Here is a 20,455-nt window from a genome sequence, read left to right as displayed (position 1 = left end):
GTTACTTAATAGAAACAAATGCTCCTTTTCTTGTTATTGTTTCTCCGTAAAATGTTTTACCACTAAAAGTGTAATAGTAATTACCATTCTCTGTTTGGTTATCTTTAATTTTTCCATCCCAACCTTTTATGGTTTCGCCTTCTTCAGAATATATTAAACCTCCCCAAGTATTATAAATATTAAAACTTAGTTCGCTTAAGGCAATAGATTCTGGCACAAAATACTCATTCATATTATCTCCGTTGGGTGTAAACGCATTGGGTATAATAATTCGATATCCTTTTTCAACAATTAACAATATTTGCATGGTGTAAACGCACCCAAAAGGATAGGTTACGGTTTGTTCTACGGTGTAATTACCTTCGTTAGTATAGGTGTGAACAGGGTTTTCTTCTATAGAGAAATGACCATCACCAAAATTCCAACTCACATTGGTGTAGCTTCCTGTTGCTGTATTTGTAAATTGAATAGGATCGTGAATTGAATAAAAACCAAAATTATTATAAGTACTGGAAGAAATATTAAAACCAGGATCTCCTAAGGTTGTAATATCAACATTATAAGAGTAATTTGTTGTACATCCCATACTGTCTTCAACTTCAATAATAACAAATCCATTTTGAGAGGTATTCATAAATTCACCATTTGCTCCACTAACAGTTCCGTTAGACCAGCTGATGTTATAAGGCGGTACACCACCTTCTGGTTTTGCTTCAAATGTTTGATTTACAGTTTTTGTTTCACAATCAAAATCTGTTAAAGTATCAACATTAACAACTAATGGTTCAAATCTATTTATATTCCAACTCCCTGTTATTTCACAGTTATTAGCATCTGTAACTACCACAGAATAATTACCTGGAGGTATAGCGCTTAAGTTTTCTGTAGTTTCTCCATTAGACCATAAATAGGAGAGAGGTAATGTACCTCCAGTTACAATAAGATTTATAGCGCCACTGTTGGCATTATCGCAATTTAAGGCGTCGGTTGTATTTGCAGATAAGGCTAAAGCTGCTGGTTCTGCAATTACAAATGTTTCGGTTATTTCGCAAGGTGTGCCATCTGTAATGGTTACCGTGTAACTTCCTGGTCCAATGTTATTTCTTTCTACACCTGCTGTAGCATCATCATCCCAAACTAACGACACAGGGTTTATGCCTCCAACTAAATTTAAAACAATTCTTCCGTCGTTTGCTCCAAAGCATGACACGTTATTTGTAGTTGGTGTTATATCGAATATTGGTGGCTCTTCTATTGTTACGGTTACAGACTTAGGACAATTGGTATTATCTGTAACTGTAATGGTATAATCGCCTGGCGATAAATTAGTTTGAGACACGCCAGAACCTAAGTTACTCCAAGTAATAGTATAAGGAGCATTACCTCCAGAAATATTGTTTATAGTTATAGAGGCATCATTATCTCCATAACATTCTATTTCTGTTGCGGTATAATCTATTAAAATCTCATTGGTTTCGGTTAAAATAACTTCTAGTGTATCTGTACAATTCGATTTGTCTGTTACTGTTACATTATAGGTTCCAGCTATTAATCCTGTAATGTTTTGGGTGCTATTGGTATAACCGTTAGGACCTGTCCAAGCATAGCTGTAATCAAAATTACCAGGACTAGTTTCAGTTGGTCTACCACCATTTGTATTAATGTAAATTTCTCCTGTGGCTTCTCCATAACAAATAACATTGACTTGGTTGTTTAGGCTTACATCTAGTAAGTCTGGCTCTATTATATTAAAGGTTTGGGTTATAGGCGTGCAACTATTAGCATCGGTTACAGTAATTTCATAAATACCTTCGTCAAGATTAGATAAATCTTCGGTTGTAGCATAAGGCAATCCGTTTTTAGTCCAATTGTATTGATAAGGTGTGGTTCCGCCACTTACGGTAATACCAATTTCTCCATCATTAACATTAAAGCATGAAATTGTTTCAGGATTAAAATCTATGGCACTAAAAATCAATTCGTCAGGTTCTGTAATATTAAAGGTTTTTGTAAACGGACATCCTCCATCATCCTGAATATTAACCGTGTAATTTCCGGGAGCTAAACTTGAAATATCTTCTGTATTATTAGTATATCCATTTGGTCCAGACCATGAAACTTGATAGGGACTTCCTGAAGAAAATGGGACACCTCCACTTATTGTTATATCGATAGAACCATTATTTGCAGAATAACAATTGCTATTTACTGTATTTTCTACAATGCTAATAGAAGGATTTACAGTAATGGTAACTGTAAACGGATTACCAGTGCAACTAGCTATAGTTGGTGTAACTACATATGTTACGGTTGCTGGCGATGTTGTTGTATTTGTTAATGTTTGACTTATTGTAGTTTCATTTGTTGTTTGGCTAGATGCTCCAGTAATAGTACCCGAAGGAGAAACACTGGGGGTAGGCCATGTGTAAAATGTCCCTGAAGGTGCAATATCTCCACCAGCAAAATCTGGACTAATATTAAATGCAGTTCCGCTACAAATAATATCAGATTTATCACTAACACGAGGCGTTTGGTTAATCGTTATTTCTGCCACATCCGATGTGATTTCGGTACAGCCTCCTGCAGAAAATGTAATTATAGTATAGTAATATATTGTACCGGTTGATGTAGATGGCGGGGTGTAAGTTGATGTTGTAGCACCAGAAATAGGAGTTCCTGTTGAAGCGTCGTTTATTGTATTAGAATACCATTGATAAGCAGGTGAGCCAACTCCGTTAGAGTAAGAAACAGATAATGTATTTAAGTTATCTCCTAAACAATAGGTATTAGATATAGGCTGTGTTGTAAAATTAGGTGCAGGGTTAACAATAACCTCAGCTGTACTACTGGTTACACCGCAACCAGGATCTGGTTGCGTAACCTCGGCATAATAGTATAAAGTGCCTACTGTATTTGTTGGTGGCGTGTATGTATTATTGGTTGCTCCGCTTATTAAGCTTCCTCCTATATTGGAGTTTGATGTGTTGCTATACCATTGGTAATTGTATGTAGAGCCTAAACCTCCAGAAACTGCAACTTCTAAATTTGTAGGTGTTACGTTTTGACATAAAGTTTGCGAATTTAAAGGTTGTGTTGTTATTGTAGGATCTTCTGTTACAACAACTTGAGCAACATTACTTGTAACAGCGCTACAACCGCTTCCTGTTAGAGAAATTGTAACATAATAATAAAAATTGCCAGATGTTGAAAACATAGGCGGTGTATAATCTACTCCTGTGGCGCCTGATATAATAGAGCCTCCTGTGTTAGAGTTTGTAGTATTAGTGTACCATTGATATGTCACAGAGCCTGTACCTCCAGAATGCATTACAGTTAAAGGAGATGTAATATTACCACCATTACATATACTTTGAGTATTTATAGGTTGGGTGTCTATTTGAATACCATTAACAACCTCAATTTGCGCTACGTTTGATGTTATTTCGTTACAACCAGCACCAGATGTAAACGATACAACATTATAATAATACATAATACCAACATTATTATTTGGAGGTGTATAAGTGGCATTTGTTTCACTTGCAATAGCGGTTCCGCCAGTAGAGCTATTTGAGGTATTGCTATACCATTGGTATGATGATGTACCAGGACCATTTACAGCAACCGAAAGCGTATTTACTGGTCCGTTTAAGCAAATGGTTTCTGGTTGTGGCTGACTCGTAAATGCAGGTGCAGGATCTACAGTGATAATTAAAGATACAGAAGAGCCTGCGCAACCTCCAACAGATGGTGTAATGGTGTAGATAACATCTTCAGATGTTGTGTTAGAATTAAAAATAGTTTGGGCAGGTATAACATTTGTAGTTCCAGAGCTTGTATGTCCAGTAATTCCTGATGGTGCATTTGTAGTCCAAGAAAAAGAAGTATTAGCAATATTCGATGTTAAGTTTACTGTGGCAGTGTCTGTGCCAGAACATATAGTTTGACTTAAATTAGTGTTAGTAACAGACGGAATTGGGTTTACACTAAAGTCTTCTGTATCTGTTATTGTACCGCAATTATTGGTAATACTAAAAGATATTTGGTAGTCTCCAGGTGACGCGTAAGTAATAGTGCCCGGATCTAATGTGCTTGCTGTCGCAGGTGTACCTCCAGGAAATGTCCAACTATATGTTATGGTTTCAGAAGCTGGTGCACAACTATTTATGGTAGCTACAGGTGTAATAGAAGCAGTGCCACAAAAATCTGGAATAGCATCTATAGTTGCTGTTGGAGGTTGTTTTACTTCAATGGTTTGGGTAGCAATACTTGTACCGCAAGAGTTGGTGGTAGTTAATTGTAGTTCATAACTTCCTGCTGTTATAAAGTTTATTGATGGCGATGCAGATGTTTGGTCTGTGCTTCCAGTAAAATTCCATTGTCCAGGAACTGTACCACAAAACTCAGAAGTATAGGTAACCTCCCAAAGGTAAGTTTCTGTGCCACAACTTAAGCTTAAATCGGTAGCGTTTGTAGTTTGCACTGCTAAAGGAGAACAACCATTATTGGCATCTACAGTAAAAGCTGCTGTTAATTGTGGTTCTATACAAATGGTTTTGCTAACGGTATTGGTAACACCGCAAGAGTTTTCTGCATATAAAGATACGGTATAGGTTCCTGCAGAAGTATATGTGTGAGAAGGATTTCTTGTGGTAGATGTGTTACCGTCTCCAAAATCCCAATAATAACCATCGTTAACACTACAATTATTGCTGTAACCATCCAAAGATGTGTTATTAAAACTTACAGGTGTATTAACACAACTTGTAGGTGGATCTTCAAAGCTAACTTCTGGTTTTCTTAAAATTATAATGGGTCCAGCAGTTAAATTTGTTTGTCCGCAAGATGTCGTAATAGCTAAAATTACAGTGTAACTATTTGGGCAACTAGACTCGGTATAGGTATGTGGTATGGGGTAATTTTGAGAAGCTGCAGGATTTGCAGAATCAAAATAAGTAGAAGCTTCTAATTGAGTTTGTGTATAGTTCTCGGTATTGCCATCTCCGTAATCAATAGAATAATTAGTGTCTGGCGGGTTGGTAGCCCAAGAACCTATAGCGAATTCAATAGGGTTAACTGGCGTACATAAATTAACGGTATTTCCTGGGTTAACAATAGAACCTGTAGGGTTACTAGAGTTTTTAATTAAATAGGTAACTGTATTATCGCAATTAGTACCTCTACCAGTAATATCCATATTAAAAGAACCCAACTGTGTGTATGTATGTGTAGCAGGAAATGTTACATTGGTTTCTATGCTGCTACCATCTCCCCAATCTACATCGTAAGAAGTTATACAAGATGATACGTTTTCTATATCCACATTTATGGTGTATGAAGGGTCTGTAGTATTGTTTCCACAATTATTAAAAGGATCGAACCTATTATCAACATCTTGAAATTCTAATCTTGGCTTTTGCTGTACGTTAACTGGCTTTGTTACAACATTGGTGCAACCATTAGCATCGGTTACTGTTAAAGTTACATTAGCAGTTTGCATATTACAACCTAATAAATTAAATCTGTGCGTAGGGTTTTCTCTTGCAGAAGATCCGCCATCACCAAAACTCCAATTATAAGTAAAAGGTGCGTTGCCTGTTACTGTAGATGTAAAGTTTACATTAGTACCAGCGCAAACACCATCGTTATCAAAAGAGAAATCTACTACCGGTTCACCAACCGTTATGGTTACTCGTCTATTAGTAAATGTAGTAACGTCATTGTTAGCGTCTTCTACAGAGATAAGTTCGTATACAAATGTGCCAGCAACACTTGTACTTACTGGAACGAAAGTGCTGGTTGTGGTGTTTGGAGTTCCTCCGTTAATAGTGTATGTAAAGGTGTAAGGGGCGTTTCCGTTAGAGCCTGTAAAAGTAACTCGGGGAGCAGGATCGTTTCTACACACATTAGTCGAGCCAGAAATATTAGCAGTTGGCGGTAAAAATATAGCTGAATTATCTTTGGTTTTAAGAGCAAGGTGTATTACTCTTGTTTTAAGGCTTTTGGTGGTGTCAATTTTATTTAATGCAAAAATTGATAAGCTGATTATAGAAAACAACAAGACCGTAAAGAAATAATTTTTCTTCATGTGTAATAATTATGTTAATAGCTGCAACTAAAATAATTATTCTTTTTTATGTAACTATTATTAAAAGACACATATTCTTACTTTTTATATAAAAATGCTTAATTATAAGTTGTTTTAGTGTATTATTTATGGTATTGGACTTAAAATATTTTAAAATGGATTTAAATTTTTGTAATGCTTCTTAGTATATTTACGCATTAAGAAAAATAAATGAAAGCATTAGTAATTTCTGGAGGAGGTAGCAAAGGAGCGTATGCAGGTGGCGTAGCGCAATATTTAATTCAGGAAAAAAAACGAGATTACGATATGTACCTTGGCACATCAACAGGTAGTTTGCTTGTGCCACATTTAGCTTTGGGTAAAATAGATAAATTACATGGTGTTTTTACTAATGTAAAACAGAGTAATATTTTTAGTATTAACCCTTTTGTATTACGTAAAAAGGATAATAGAGAGTATGTTACCATTAATTATTTTAATACACTTATTCAGTTTATAAAAAGTAAAAGAACGTTTGGAGAAAGTAAAGCTTTAAAGCGTTATTTAAGAAAACATTTTACTGAGGCTGAGTTTAATTTGATACGAACTACCAAAGAAGACGTTATTGTTACGGTTTCTAATTTGTCTAAAAATAGAGTGGAGTATAAGTCTATTAAAGATTTCTCTTATGATGAGTTTTGTAATTGGATTTGGATTTCTTGTAACTATATTCCGTTTATGTCTTTGGCAAAAGTTGATGGTTTTGAATATGCAGATGGTGCTTTTGGTTGTGTTGTTCCTATTAGAGAAGCTATTTTAAGAGGTGCGACAGAGATAGACGCTATTATTTTAGAGTCTGAAAACATGCAGTATAATAAGGTGCTGGGAAAAAATCCGTTTTCTTTAATGCTTAACTTATTTGGCCATTTGTTAGACCAAGTAGAGCGAAGCGATATTACAATAGGTAAACTTGCTGCTATTAATAGAGATGTTAAGCTTAATTTGTATTATACACCTTCTAAACTTACAGAAAACTCCCTTATTTTTAATAAAAAACTCATGCTTTCTTGGTGGGAGCAAGGCTATAATTATGCTGAGCGTAAATTTATGGAAGCGGACTCGAACGAGTTACGCATAGATAAATAATTACCACATTTGAGATACTTCTTCTTTTATATATGCTAGAGCAGTATCGCTTGGTGCTGTACGCTCCATCATTTCTGTAATTAATACTTCTCTTAACTTATTGGCAGAATCTGTTTTTTCTGATAAACAAGCTTTTCTTACTAACTGAATAGTGGTTATTTTTGCTGTAGAGATAATGCTCCAGCATTTATCTGTTACATAAATTTGTTGCGATAAATTATGTTCGAATTCTTGCTCTATGCTTTTTATAAGTAATGCTTCGTAATCGTTTTTATTTGTAGACATTGGTGGTACTCTTACTAATAATTTGGATGGTGTAATACGTTCTAAAAACAGAGCCATACGTTCGTAAGCTTGTAGGCGCATTGGCATGGTGTTAACTTGCAAATCTTTTTTTAATAAAAAACGTCTGCGTCCATCTTCGTTTCTTGTATGCTCTTTAAAAAAGTAATAAGCAATAAGTCCGGTTAATAGAGACGGTATTAAAAAGAATAATAAGTCAACAAATCTGCTAGCATCCATAAATAATAGTTGTTTTTTTACAAACATAGTGGGTTTGATTTTATCTTACAAATAAAATATCTGCCTTTAGATGTATGGTTATGTAAAAATAACTTTGGCATAAATACTAGCTATTAATAGTTAAACAATATTGCTGCGAAATACCGCGTAAGGGATAGTAATGAATAGCCCACAGGGAAGTATGACCGAGGACTTGCAATGTATAGCCCGACCCGATAGGGTTACGCCCCAAATATATTTAATAACTAAAAGTTTTGTTTTTATTATTTGCAACCGCCTAAATGCATGCAATCTTTTAAATGTTGCATACCAGAAAAAGGGACTTCTGTTTTCTCGTATTTAAAGGTGTTATTTAATTCTGACGACTTGCTGCGGTTTTCTACATTAATTTCGATGTCTTTCATGTTAAATTGACACGGGTGCTCGTGTCCTGCAGCATGTGTAATTTCTACAAATTCTTTTCTAAATGTTTTAAAGTATTGCGCTAATCGTTCAGATTTTAAAGTAGGATCTACACCGTTTTGCAACCATTTGCTTTGCGTTGCTATACCTGCAGGGCAGCGGTTTGTGTGGCAAACTTGGGCTTGTATACAGCCAATACTCATCATGGCTTCTCGAGCTACATTAATACAGTCTGCACCCATAGCAAATGCCATAGCTGCTTTGGCGGGAAAGCCTAATTTACCGCTGCCTATAAAAACAATACGCTCGCTTAAACCTTTACTTTGAAAAAGTTTGTATAAGTCGCTAAACCCATATACCCATGGTAAAGATACGTGGTCTGCAAAACTTGGAGGCGCTGCACCTGTACCGCCTTCGCCACCGTCTACAGTAATAAAATCTGGTCCTTTTCCTGTTTTGGCCATTAAGTTAGCTAATTCTTCCCATTGCTCTAGTTTACCAATGGCTGCTTTTATACCTACAGGTAAGCCTGTAGCATCTGCAATTTTTTCTATAAACTCTACCATTTCTGGAACGTTAGAAAACGCTTTATGGTTTGGAGGCGAAAGCACATCTTTGCCTATTTCTACGCCTCTAATTTCTGCTATTTCTTTAGTTATTTTTGCACCTGGTAAAACACCTCCTTTTCCTGGTTTAGCACCTTGAGATAGTTTAATTTCTATGGCGCGAATAAATGGATTAGTTTCTACTAGTTTTATCATTTTTTCCATAGAAAAACCTCCATCTTCGGCGCGTACACCAAAATAACCTGTACCAAAATGGAATACAACATCGCCACCATTACTATGGTAAGGCGACAAACCACCTTCGCCTGTAACATGGTAAGCATCTGCTATTTTCACGCCTTTATTTAAAGATTCTATGGCCTTTGCAGATAAAGAACCAAAACTCATAGCCGATACGTTTATAACAGATGCAGGTCTGTAAGGTCTTTTTCTTTTATTATGCACGCCCATAACTTTAGCGCATGGTAAAAAGGTTTTATCGATATCGTGCGGATGGTTTTTGTCTACCTTATAAGGCATCATGGCATTGTTAATAAAAATATGTCCGTGTTCGTTAATATCTCTATCTGTACCAAAACCTTCGTAGTTGTTTTCTTTTTTTGCCGAAGCGTAAATCCAACCACGTTCTATACGGTTAAAAGGTAATTCTTCTCTATTATTCGCTACAAAATACTGCCTCATTTCTGGGCCAATACTTTCTAGCCAATAGCGTAAGTGGCCAACAATAGGAAAGTTATGACTAATAGTGTGTCTTTTATTAAAAAAAACATCTCTAATAGCAACTGCTATTAAAAGAATTAAAACCCACATCCACCAAGAGATGCTCGAAAGAAAATCTAAAACTATATCCATGTAAATTGTTTTAAAAAAGATCAAAGGTAATTTCTGTAACGGTCTTTTTTCTATAAAAAAAGTGAATTATTTCATAAAATTTATAATTTATTTTCAGTCTAAAGATATTTAAATTTTAATTAAGCAGTAATTAAGTTTAATTGTTTATAATTTTTAACAATTCTACCTTAATAAAAGCGTAACAATGGTTAATTTCACATCTTTAAATTTACATGCAGATTGGAAAAGTATTTAAGTCAGTTAAATGAAGCACAGTTAGAGCCAACGATACAAATTGGAGGCCCTATGATTATTATTGCAGGCGCGGGTTCTGGTAAAACACGAGTATTAACATATCGTATTGCGTATTTGATGCATAAGGGCATAGATCCGTTTAATATTTTGTCTTTAACCTTTACAAATAAGGCAGCAAAAGAGATGAAAGAACGTATTTCTACCATAGTAGGCTCTAGCGAATCTAAAAACTTATGGATGGGAACATTTCACTCGGTTTTTGCTAAAATATTGCGTATTGAAGCCGATAAATTAGGATACCCAAGCAATTTTACTATTTACGATTCTCAAGATTCTGGGCGTTTAATAGCGTCTATTATTAAAGAAATGAATCTTGATAAAGATATTTATAAATACAAACAGGTGTTAGGCAGAATATCGTCTTACAAAAACAGTTTAATTACGGTTCGCGCTTACTTTCAAAATCCAGAATTAAAAGAAGCAGATACTATGGCAAGACGCCCTAGAATGGGAGATATTTACAAAGCTTATGTAGAGCGCTGTTTTAAAGCTGGCGCTATGGATTTTGATGATTTGCTATTAAAAACCAATGAGTTGTTAACGCGATTTCCAGAGGTTTTAATGAAATACCAAAACCGTTTTAAATACATTTTGGTAGATGAGTACCAGGATACAAACCATTCGCAATATTTAATAGTAAGAGCATTGTCAGATAAGTTTCAGAATATTTGTGTGGTAGGGGATGATGCACAGAGTATTTATGCTTTTCGAGGAGCAAATATTAATAACATTTTAAATTTCCAGAAAGATTATGACGATGTAAAAGTGTTTAGGTTAGAGCAAAACTACCGATCGACAAAAAACATTGTAAATGCAGCCAATTCTATTATAGACAAAAACCAAACTAAACTTGATAAAGTGGTATGGACCGCGAATGATGAGGGTGCAAAAATAAAAGTAAACCGATCGTTAACTGATGGAGACGAAGGGCGGTTTGTTGCAAGTACTATTTTTGAAGAAAAGATGAATAATCAACTTCATAATAGTGATTTTGCCATTTTGTATAGAACAAATGCACAATCGCGTTCTATAGAGGATGCCTTGCGTAAACGCGATATACCGTATAGAATTTATGGAGGAACATCTTTTTATCAACGAAAAGAAATTAAGGATGTTATATCTTATTTAAGGTTAATTATAAATCCTGCAGACGAGGAAGCTTTAAAACGTGTTATTAATTTTCCGCCTAGAGGCATTGGTCAAACCACAGTAGATAAACTTATAGTATCTGCAAACGGTTATAACCGTACTATGTTCGAGGTTATGAAAAACATTGACAAAACCAATGTTAAAGTTAATTCTGGTACTAAAAAGAAACTGCAAGACTTTGTAACATTAATAGAGAGTTTTCAAGTACTTAACCAAACTGCAGATGTTTTTGAGTTAGCAGAACATGTAACACGAACTACCGGAATTATTAAAGAGTTTAATAAAGATGGTACACCAGAAGGTGTTGCCAGAATGGAAAATATTGAAGAGCTTATTAACGGTATGAAAGATTTTGTTGAAGGACAAAAAGAAATTGCCGATACTACAGGGTCTTTAGCAGAATTTCTAGAAGATGTTGCTTTAGCAACAGATGCAGATGCAGATAAAGGCGATCCAGATCATGTGGCGTTAATGACTATTCACCTTGCAAAAGGGTTAGAGTTCTCTAATGTTTTTATTGTTGGTTTAGAAGAAGATTTGTTTCCTAGTGCTATGAGTGGTAATACACGAGCAGAATTGGAGGAAGAACGTCGTCTTTTTTATGTTGCAGTAACAAGAGCAGAAAAACAAGCCTATTTAACTTACGCTTTATCGCGTTACCGTTGGGGTAAGTTGGTAGACTCAGAGCCAAGTCGTTTTATTTCGGAAATAGACGAGCAGTATTTAGAAATAACAACACCAAAAGAAGAGTTACGTTTTAACCCCATGCTTAGTGCCGATATTTTTGGAGACACTCCTTCTGCAACAAGTAAAAAAGCATCGCCTAATAAAATAAGATTTAAACCTGCCAAACAAGCTGTTTTAAAAAAGGATTTTAAATCTAAAAAAGAACCAGAAAAGTTTAAGGTTACTACGCCCAAAAACTTAAAACCAGTTGCAAAAACAGGAGGTAATACCAATTTGTTTGATAATAAACTGGTAGCAGGAAATAAAGTAAAACATTTAAGATTTGGTACTGGCGAAGTTTTAAAAATAGAAGGTGCAGGCGCAGATACAAAAGCAGAAATTAAGTTTCAGCATGGTGGTACTAAAAAGTTGTTACTGCGTTTTGCTAAGTTAGAGGTTATAGGCTAATACATTGTGTTTTAGCATATAAATAGCATTAGAAATTTACATTTATTTTAAATGATATTATCTGTTTACGCTTTTATATTATTAAAGCGTAAGCAGATATACAAAATGTTAAAGAGCGCTAACACCTAGAAGCACTGACATTAAACATTTATAAAAATGGCTAGGGTTTTTATTTGATGTAAATGTTGTTATAAACTAAAGTTAAAAAGAACAACAAGCTTTTTATAAAAGTTAGAAAAGCTATAAATATGCATATAATTACGATTATAAAATTTTGAAGCTATTTTAAAAGAAAATAATTTTATACATGGCTTAAGTACCAAAAGAATTAAGAAAGGAGGACTGAAATCTAAACAACAAGAAAATAACTAAAATCGATGAGATAGATGGTTGAGGCGTTAATTGTATATATTATTTTAGCATATAAACAGAATTAATATGTCCATCGCCATCATACTCTCTTAAAGGGTTTTCTGGATCTGTTATCCATTTTCCGTCTACAATAAATTTATAGTGATGTTTTCCTCCAGAAAGCGGTAAAGAACAAGTCCAACCTTTATTTGTTTTATTCATTTTAAGAGCATCCTCATTCCAATTATTAAAACTACCTGCTAAAATAACTTTTTTAGCTTTTGGGTAACCTACTAAAGTAAAGGTTGTATATTCTTGAATATCTATTACAGAATTGTATTCATTAAATTCATTTGGTGTTCTGTTAGTATTATTAGGGTCTTCTATCCAATTACCATCAACAATAAATCTATATTGATATATATCTGGTTTCATTTGCAGCGTTAGTTCCCATCCATTTTCTGTTTTATTCATTTTAAAAAGATGCTCGTGCCACTTATTAAAAGAGCCTGCTAAAATTACTTTTTTAGCACTTTTATAACCTTTTAATTTAAAGCTTGCATTTCCATTTTTATAAGGGTAAGCGGTATACATTTTTAAATTATAAATGCCTCTTAGCTTTCTACCATTTTTTATAGCTCTTGAAATATTAGGGTCGTATTTTGATGGTTCTGCCCAATAAGAATTATTAATTACATATTTAAAATCCCAAGAAAATTCGTCTGTAAAATCGTGTATGTTTTTCTTAAGTTCGTAAATGTATTTATTAACTTTATTCATCTTCCAATGATCTCTAGACCAAAGATTAAAATCTCCTGCTACCACAACACTTTCTATGTTAAAATCTCCAAATTCAAGTAATTGTCCCGTATGCTCTTTTGTAAATTTAGAGTAATCTCTAACATCAAATCTAAATACTACAGTATCATTTTCTATCGTATACCCTTTTAATTCACTAGTTTGTGAAAAAACACTAAAACAAGCAAAAACAAATACGATACATATAATATGTGATTTTAAAATTTTCATTGTGTGTTTAGCGGGTAATCTATAAAATATAATTTTTCTTTTTGATAATTAATAATAGTTCTTTTTTGCGCAAAAAACTCATAACCTAAAATACCATCTAGCTGTATTCCAAAAACCTCATTCATTTTATTTAAGTTAGTTAAAACAGTGTACATGGGACCAAAATAAACATTGTCATTTAACTTTACACGATGCAATTTTCCTGCCAAAACACGTATTGTTTTGTTGCTAACACCGTTTAATTTTAATCGTTTTTTAGGTATAAAATATTTTAACGCTTTTTTGTTAATACTCTTGTTTATTTGGTTAAACTCTGCAGCTGTGTCTATACCCAGTTTTACTTTATGTTTATTTATTGTTCCATTTACTACAATAGTATGTTTTTTTAAACTAAAATTTAAACTATCTACTATTTTTTCTAAGTAAACTTTATTGTTTAATTTATTTCCTTTTTTATCAACCTTAGTTAAGGTAATTTGATTTAGATAGAGGTCAATAAAAACTTCATAATCTTTAAGAATATTATAACCAATTACACCAAGAAGTTTTATTTTTTTACTGGTTTCTATATGAGATAAATCTATAACATCAGAAATTTTATTTTCAAGTTTAAAGCCATTTAAATCAAACGCTTTAATTCGTTTCTTGTAAGAATAGTCAATTAATTCATTAACCCCAGAAACTTTATTAGTATTTCTATGAAAATGGTATGTTTTTCCAAAATGAACCTTGTTTAAAATCATAGTTTCAGAACCAGAATCAATAATAAACATACCTTTTTTATTATAAAGTTCTGCCTCAACAACAATTAAATGGTCTACCAGTTTAAAAGGTATTCTAGTAGTATACTTATTAAGTATTTCGGCCTTTGGAAAATGAATAGGGAGTTTTGCCTCATTAGCTGCATTACCAAAGCAAACTATTGAAATATAAATTATAAAAGCAAAACCCAGTTTAAGCATATAATTAAAGACTATTAAAATTGAGAAATGTTACAATTTTTTATCATTAAATAAATATATTACTTTAGTAAACTAAGAATGCACATAATAAATATGGCCGAATATATACGTCTTTACGAGGAAAACCCAAATCCTAGAGAAATAGATAGAGTAGTAGCTATTCTTAAAAAAGGTGGTTTAATAATATATCCTACCGATACTGTTTATGGTTTAGGTTGCGATATAACCAATATTAAAGCCCTAGAGCGTATTGCCAAAATTAAAGGCATAAAACTCGATAAAGCCAATTTTTCTTTTGTTTGTCACGATTTAAGTAATTTAAGCGATTATGTTAAACAAATAGACACAACTACATTTAAAATATTAAAACGGGCATTGCCTGGTGCTTATACTTTTATTTTACCAGGCGCCAAAACACTACCAAATCCATTTAAGAAAAAGAAAACCGTTGGTATTCGTGTACCAAATAACAACATAGCTATAGATATTGTAAAGGCGCTTGGTAACCCTATTGTGTCTACCTCTATACACGACGAAGACGAGGTTTTAGAGTACACCACAGACCCAGAACTTATTTTAGAAAAATGGGGTAATCTTGTAGATTTAGTAATAGATGGTGGTTATGGCGGTAATCTTGGATCTACTATTATAGACTTGTCTGACGGTGAACCTGTTATTTTAAGAGAGGGTAAAGGAGATTTAGAGATATTTTAATTTTTTATCTAAAGTATTTTAATAGTTTTTATAAGGCATATTTTTTTTTGCAGATAAACCTTTTAATTATACTTTTTCTTACATTATTGATTTGCAGCTCCTCACGTAAAAATACAATTTGAAATCAAAATTTAATGTATTATTTCTCTTTTTTACGCTATAAAAAAAGCCCAACCTTTCGGTTGAGCTTTTCTAATTTATACTTTAAAACAATTAGTTATTGCCTTCTAAGTTTTTCATTTCTTTTTCAATCATTTCGTAAAACTGATCGATTTTAGGAAGAACAACAACACGTGTACGTCTGTTTTTTGCTCTATTTTCTGCGGTATCGTTATCTACTAACGGTACGTAAGAACTACGACCAGCAGCTATTAATTGTCCTGGGTTAACACCTAAATCTTGTAATACTCTAATAATAGAAGTAGAACGTTTTACACTTAAATCCCAGTTATCTACAAGAACACCTTTAGAGTAAGATCTGCTATCTGTATGTCCTTCAATCATGCATTCAAAATCAGGTTTGCTATTAACAACTTTAGCTACTTTAGCCAATACATCTTTAGCTTTAGATGTTACGTTGTAGCTACCACTTTGAAATAATAACTTATCTGCTATAGAAATAAATACCACACCTTTCTCTACATTAACCTCGATATCTGGATCGTTAATACCAACTTCTCTTTTTAAGCTAGTTACTAAGGCTAATGTTACACTATCTTTTTGTGTAAGTGCATCTTGTAATCGTGTTATTTTTAAATCTTTTTCTTTAATGCTTTCTAGCGTTTTCTCAACATTACTAGCTCCTTTTGTAGATAGAATTGTTAAGTTATCGTTACTCTTTTTTAAATCTGCAATTCTGTCTTCTAAAGCAGAAGCTTTAGCTGTAGCAGATGCTCTCTCTTCTAAACAAGAGTTTAGTTTTACAGTTGCTGAGTTTAATAAATCTTGAGTTTCTTTTTGTTTTTGCTCTAAGGCTAAAAAATCTTTTTTAGCAACACAAGAACCTAACAATAATAATGATGTTGCGCTAAGTAATAGAATTCTTTTCATGTTTTGAAATATGGATTATTTTTAGTTGTTGTAAGGTCAAAAGTATATAAAAATACGTTGAAAGTAACATTGTTAACAAAATTTTTGCAAAGTATTTATAAACTTTTGAATTTTTTGTTCTTCTTGATGAAGTAATTGTAAACAATAGATTTAGTTCTGTAGTATTTTACACGGGTTACAATGGTTTTGCGTTGGTTTAACATGATTTTTAAATAATGGTAAAAGCTAAAGTGTGCTTTAATTATAGCAAAAGCATGTTTAAATTTAAATTCGAACATAAACTTTACACCTGCAATACCGTCTAAAACTAACCTCACAAAAATAATACCAAAAATGTTTCCTTTGGCATTTTTAGTTAAAGCAAATAAACTGTTTCTAAAGTTTAAATATGTTTTTTTAGGGTTTGCAGCATTTAAAGTTGCGCCACCTACATGATAAACAGTAGAGTTACCCACATATTTTATATTATATCCTAAGTTTTTTGCACGCCAACACATATCTATTTCTTCCATGTGGGCAAAAAACAATTCGTCTAAGCCATTTAGTTGTCTATAAATTTCACTTCTTATAAATAAACAAGCTCCCGAGGCCCAAAATATTTCGGCGGTATCGTTATACTGTTTGGTGTCTTTTTCTAAAGTATCAAAAATACGACCTCTACAATATGGGTAACCGTATTTATCAATAAAACCACCGGCTGCTCCAGCGTACTCAAACGTATCTTTGTTTTTAAAATCTAATAATTTAGGTTGAATTATAGCAGTGTTTTTCTCTGCTTTAAAGGTGTCTATTATGGGCAATAACCAATGTTCTGTAACCTCTACATCGCTGTTTAACAAACAAAACACATCGGCATTAACATGCTGTAATGCATCGTTATAACCTTTGGCGTATCCACCGTTTTTAGCATTCTTTATTATTCTAATAGATGGGTATGTTTCTGTAACAAAACGAATAGAATCATCTGTAGAGGCGTTGTCTGCAACATAAATAATAGCATTTTGAGAATGTTTTATAACCGATGGCAAAAACTGTTCTAAAAGCTGTTTTCCATTCCAATTTAATATAACAATTGCTATTTTCAAAGTTTGTTCTTTTTTAGTTTTTAACGTTTTATTGTAGGTTGTAATGCGGTATGTCTTTTAAAAAATTGTAGCATTCATTTTTAAAGTCCATTTGACAATAATAATGATTTATACCGTTGGTTACCATTAAAAACTCTGCATTTAACGCTAAATTATACCTTGCTATTTGGTCGAATGTGGTTTGGTCTATTTTAATTTTATCAGCTTTACATTCTACCATTAAAAAAATACTTCCGTCAGGGTTAAAAACAACAATGTCGTATCTTTTCTTTAATCCATTTACGGTTAGTTCTTTTTCTACATTAATTAACGAAGTAGGGTAGCCTTTATGCTCTATTAAATAGGCAACACAATGTTGACGCACCCATTCTTCTGGTTGTAAAATGACAAACTTTTTACGGATGACATCGAAAATAGAAATTTTATTTTCGCTATTTTTGAATCGAAAAGAAAACTTTGGAAAATTTAATGCTTGCAATGGGCTTTTTTAGTTTTTTTCAAAGTTAAACCACAAAATGATAACTCACAATATTCAATTATCAATTTTGAATATTAGTACTTATAATTACGAAAATTTATAGCTTTTGGACGAAGTCAAACAATTAGTTAGCGATATTAAAAATGGACAATTAAAACCTATTTATTTTTTAATGGGAGAGGAGCCTTATTATATAGATAAGATTTCAGATTTTATTGAAAATACTGTGCTTGCAGAAGAAGAAAAAGGTTTTAATCAAATGGTTTTGTATGGTAGAGATGTTACTATAGACGATATTGTTGGACAAGCCAAACGTTACCCAATGATGGCAGAACGCCAAGTTGTTATTGTTAAAGAAGCGCAGGATTTATCTAGATATATAGAAAAACTAGTTAGTTACGCTAGTAACCCACAGCCAACAACTGTTTTAGTGGTTAATTATAAATATAAAAAGATTGATAAACGTAAAGGACTTTATAAGGCTATTAAAAAGGTTGGTGTTGTTTACGAAAGTAAAAAACTTTATGAAAACCAAGTTGCAGATTGGATTAGGCGTGTGTTGGCTCCAAAAAAATATACCATTTCTCCAAAAGCAGCACAAATGCTTGTTGAGTTTTTGGGTACAGATTTAAGTAAAATTAATAATGAATTAGAAAAACTTCAAATTATTCTGGATAAAGACACACAGATTACTCCAGAAGATATTGAAAAAAATATAGGTATAAGTAAAGACTATAATAATTTCGAATTAAGAAAAGCTATTGGCGAGCGTAATGTTGTTAAAGCACACCAAATTGTAAATTATTTTGCAGAAAACCCTAAGGATAACCCTATGGTTATGACAGTATCGTTATTATTTAGTTATTTTTCTCAATTATTAAATTATCACGGATTGAGCGATAAATCGCCTCGTAATGTAGCTTCTGCACTTAGAGTAAACCCTTATTTTGTTAAAGATTATGATGTTGCAGCTAGAAATTTCCCGATGCGTAAAGTAAGTGCTGTTATTGCTCTGTTAAGGGAGTTTGATGTAAAAAGTAAAGGCGTAGGGGCTAACTCGGTACCTCAAGGCGACTTATTAAAAGAACTTCTTTTTAGAATTTTAAATTAATACTTATAAGTATACTTGTAAAGTTAGCATAAGCATTGTAAATAAGGTTAAAATAACAACTAATGGTATTACAAATTTTAGCCATTTATTATAGCCTACTTTTACAATAGCTAGCGAGGCTAAAATTAACCCTGTTGGGTTAATAAATGCAAATAACCCCATACCGTATTGGTATGCATTTACAACAATTTCTCTACCAATACCCACACCATCTGCCAAAGGCGACATAATAGGCATGGTTAAAACAGCCATACCAGATGACGAGGGAATAAAAAATGAAAGTCCGCCATAAATAAAAAGCATAGCATTAGCAAAGAGTCCTTTATTCATACCATTAGTAATATTACTTGCATAATACAACATGGTGTCGCTTATTTGTCCGTCGGTCATAAGTACAGTAACACCTCTTGCAATACCAATAATTATGGCAACACTTAATAACTCACCAGCACCTTTTACAAAAAGATCTACAAATTTATACTCTTTTATACGCGCAATAAAACCTATTAAAATAGAACCAACAAAAAATACAGAGGTCATTTCTACAAACCACCAATCTAAATTCGAAACTCCGTATATCATAATAATAAAGCACATTATAAATACAAATAGAATTAAACGTAATTGATTTGTTAATTTTAAAGAGGCATTAGTTGTATTTCCAAAAAGTTTTTCGATAGCTTCCTTTTGGTCGTAAATTATAGATTTGCTAGCGTCTTTTTTAACACGTTGTGCATAAACAATAACATAAATTAAACAAATTATGGTACAAGATATAAGCATTATAAATCTGCCTGTTAAACCCGTAGTCCAGTTTATTCCAGCTGCATCAGACGCTATTATAGAGCTAAAAGGGTTTGTTGTAGAACACATGGTGCCAATAGACGAGCCTAAGTAAATACAGGCTAAAGCTACCATAGCATCATATTTTGCAGCAAGAAAAACCGGAATTAAAATAGGGTAGAAGGCTATAGTTTCTTCTGCCAAACCAAATGTAGTACCACCAATAGCTATTAAAATGGTAACCACAATAATAAGTATATACTCGTAACCTTTTAATGTTTTTGCGAGCCACGAAATACCCGCATCAAAAGCTCCAGTATAATTTATTAAACCAATAAGTCCACCAATAATTAATACCAAAAAAATAATATCAGCAGCTTCAATAATACCTTTAATGGGCGATTTAATAAAATCAGATACACCTTGCGGTTTAGATTCTACAACTTTATATGTATTAGGAATGCCTATGGGTTTCCAAATATCACCATCTATAAATTTATTTACAGGTATTTTTATATTTAACTTATTTAAACTTGCTTGTGTTGCAGGGTATGTTTTACTATTGTCTAAACTTTTAGCACTAAATGTATTCTCTTTTTTATTGTACGTTAAAGTATCAAAGTTACCTGCAGGAATTATCCAAGTTAAAACAGCAATTAGCCCAGCTATAATTAATAAAATAGTTTGAGCTGTAGGAAATTTTATGGTTTTCAAATTAAATAAGTTTTTATAAGAATAAAGATAGTGTTAATTTTAATTT

Annotated in this window: 13 protein-coding genes; 4 read left to right on the top strand and 9 right to left on the bottom strand. The window is 32.8% G+C overall.

Annotated features, from left to right (window positions below):
- Position 1: 1 nt before the first annotated feature.
- Positions 2-6,088 (bottom strand): PKD domain-containing protein, encoded by a 6,087-nt coding sequence (locus ABD715_RS03745; protein ID WP_344786728.1) that lies wholly within the window; start codon positions 6,086-6,088, stop codon positions 2-4.
- A gap of 210 nt (positions 6,089-6,298) precedes the next feature.
- Between ABD715_RS03745 and ABD715_RS03740 the strand changes: the two genes are divergently transcribed.
- On the top strand, positions 6,299-7,213 hold the full coding sequence (locus tag ABD715_RS03740) for a patatin-like phospholipase family protein (protein WP_344786727.1): 915 nt from the start codon (positions 6,299-6,301) through the stop codon (positions 7,211-7,213).
- Here the strand turns inward: ABD715_RS03740 and ABD715_RS03735 are convergent, their stop codons facing one another.
- Both ABD715_RS03735 and ABD715_RS03730 read right to left on the bottom strand, forming a co-directional pair.
- The gene (locus tag ABD715_RS03735) at positions 7,214-7,735 is read right to left on the bottom strand and encodes a DUF7935 family protein (protein WP_344786756.1); all 522 of its coding nucleotides are present in this window, start codon (positions 7,733-7,735) and stop codon (positions 7,214-7,216) included.
- A gap of 263 nt (positions 7,736-7,998) precedes the next feature.
- Positions 7,999-9,555 carry an FMN-binding glutamate synthase family protein gene (locus ABD715_RS03730; protein WP_344786726.1) on the bottom strand — a complete coding sequence of 519 codons (1,557 nt, stop codon included), beginning with the start codon at positions 9,553-9,555 and terminating at the stop codon, positions 7,999-8,001.
- Positions 9,556-9,774: 219 nt separating this feature from the next.
- Between ABD715_RS03730 and ABD715_RS03725 the strand changes: the two genes are divergently transcribed.
- Positions 9,775-12,132: an ATP-dependent helicase gene (locus ABD715_RS03725; RefSeq protein ID WP_344786725.1), complete on the top strand. Its 2,358-nt coding sequence runs from the start codon at positions 9,775-9,777 to the stop codon at positions 12,130-12,132.
- 411 nt (positions 12,133-12,543) lie between these two features.
- Here the strand turns inward: ABD715_RS03725 and ABD715_RS03720 are convergent, their stop codons facing one another.
- Both ABD715_RS03720 and ABD715_RS03715 read right to left on the bottom strand, forming a co-directional pair.
- Positions 12,544-13,512: an early set domain-containing protein gene (locus tag ABD715_RS03720; protein ID WP_344786724.1), complete on the bottom strand. Its 969-nt coding sequence runs from the start codon at positions 13,510-13,512 to the stop codon at positions 12,544-12,546.
- On the bottom strand, positions 13,509-14,474 hold the full coding sequence (locus tag ABD715_RS03715) for a pepsin/retropepsin-like aspartic protease family protein (RefSeq protein WP_344786723.1): 966 nt from the start codon (positions 14,472-14,474) through the stop codon (positions 13,509-13,511). Before ABD715_RS03715 ends, ABD715_RS03720 begins: the two co-directional genes overlap by 4 nt.
- 93 nt (positions 14,475-14,567) lie before the next feature.
- On the opposite strand from ABD715_RS03715, the gene ABD715_RS03710 reads away from it, so the two are divergent.
- Positions 14,568-15,188: an L-threonylcarbamoyladenylate synthase gene (locus ABD715_RS03710; RefSeq protein WP_344786755.1), complete on the top strand. Its 621-nt coding sequence runs from the start codon at positions 14,568-14,570 to the stop codon at positions 15,186-15,188.
- A 213-nt stretch (positions 15,189-15,401) separates the two neighbouring features.
- On the opposite strand, the gene ABD715_RS03705 is transcribed toward ABD715_RS03710, so the two are convergent.
- The 3 genes from ABD715_RS03705 to ABD715_RS03695 form a co-directional block, all read right to left on the bottom strand.
- Positions 15,402-16,238, bottom strand: coding sequence for an OmpA/MotB family protein (locus ABD715_RS03705; protein ID WP_344786722.1), 837 nt, complete (start codon positions 16,236-16,238; stop codon positions 15,402-15,404).
- Between the two features lie 95 nt (positions 16,239-16,333).
- A complete protein-coding gene (locus tag ABD715_RS03700; RefSeq protein ID WP_344786721.1) occupies positions 16,334-17,323 on the bottom strand; it encodes a glycosyltransferase family 2 protein in 990 nt (329 codons plus the stop codon).
- Between the two features lie 28 nt (positions 17,324-17,351).
- A complete protein-coding gene (locus tag ABD715_RS03695; RefSeq protein WP_344786720.1) occupies positions 17,352-17,801 on the bottom strand; it encodes a type I restriction enzyme HsdR N-terminal domain-containing protein in 450 nt (149 codons plus the stop codon).
- Between the two features lie 106 nt (positions 17,802-17,907).
- Between ABD715_RS03695 and holA the strand changes: the two genes are divergently transcribed.
- Entirely contained in the window at positions 17,908-18,912 is a 1,005-nt protein-coding gene (gene holA / locus ABD715_RS03690) for a DNA polymerase III subunit delta (protein ID WP_344786719.1), read from the top strand.
- A 3-nt stretch (positions 18,913-18,915) separates the two neighbouring features.
- Here the strand turns inward: holA and ABD715_RS03685 are convergent, their stop codons facing one another.
- Complete coding sequence (locus ABD715_RS03685; RefSeq protein ID WP_344786718.1) at positions 18,916-20,409, bottom strand: YfcC family protein; 1,494 nt, start codon at positions 20,407-20,409, stop codon at positions 18,916-18,918.
- Positions 20,410-20,455: the final 46 nt, after the last annotated feature.

This window comes from Postechiella marina, assembly GCF_039538365.1.
In the GTDB taxonomy this organism is placed as follows: Bacteria; Bacteroidota; Bacteroidia; order Flavobacteriales; family Flavobacteriaceae; genus Postechiella; species Postechiella marina.
The sequence above is the reverse complement of the archived record's forward strand: the minus strand, read 5'-3'. Positions and strand labels throughout refer to the sequence as shown.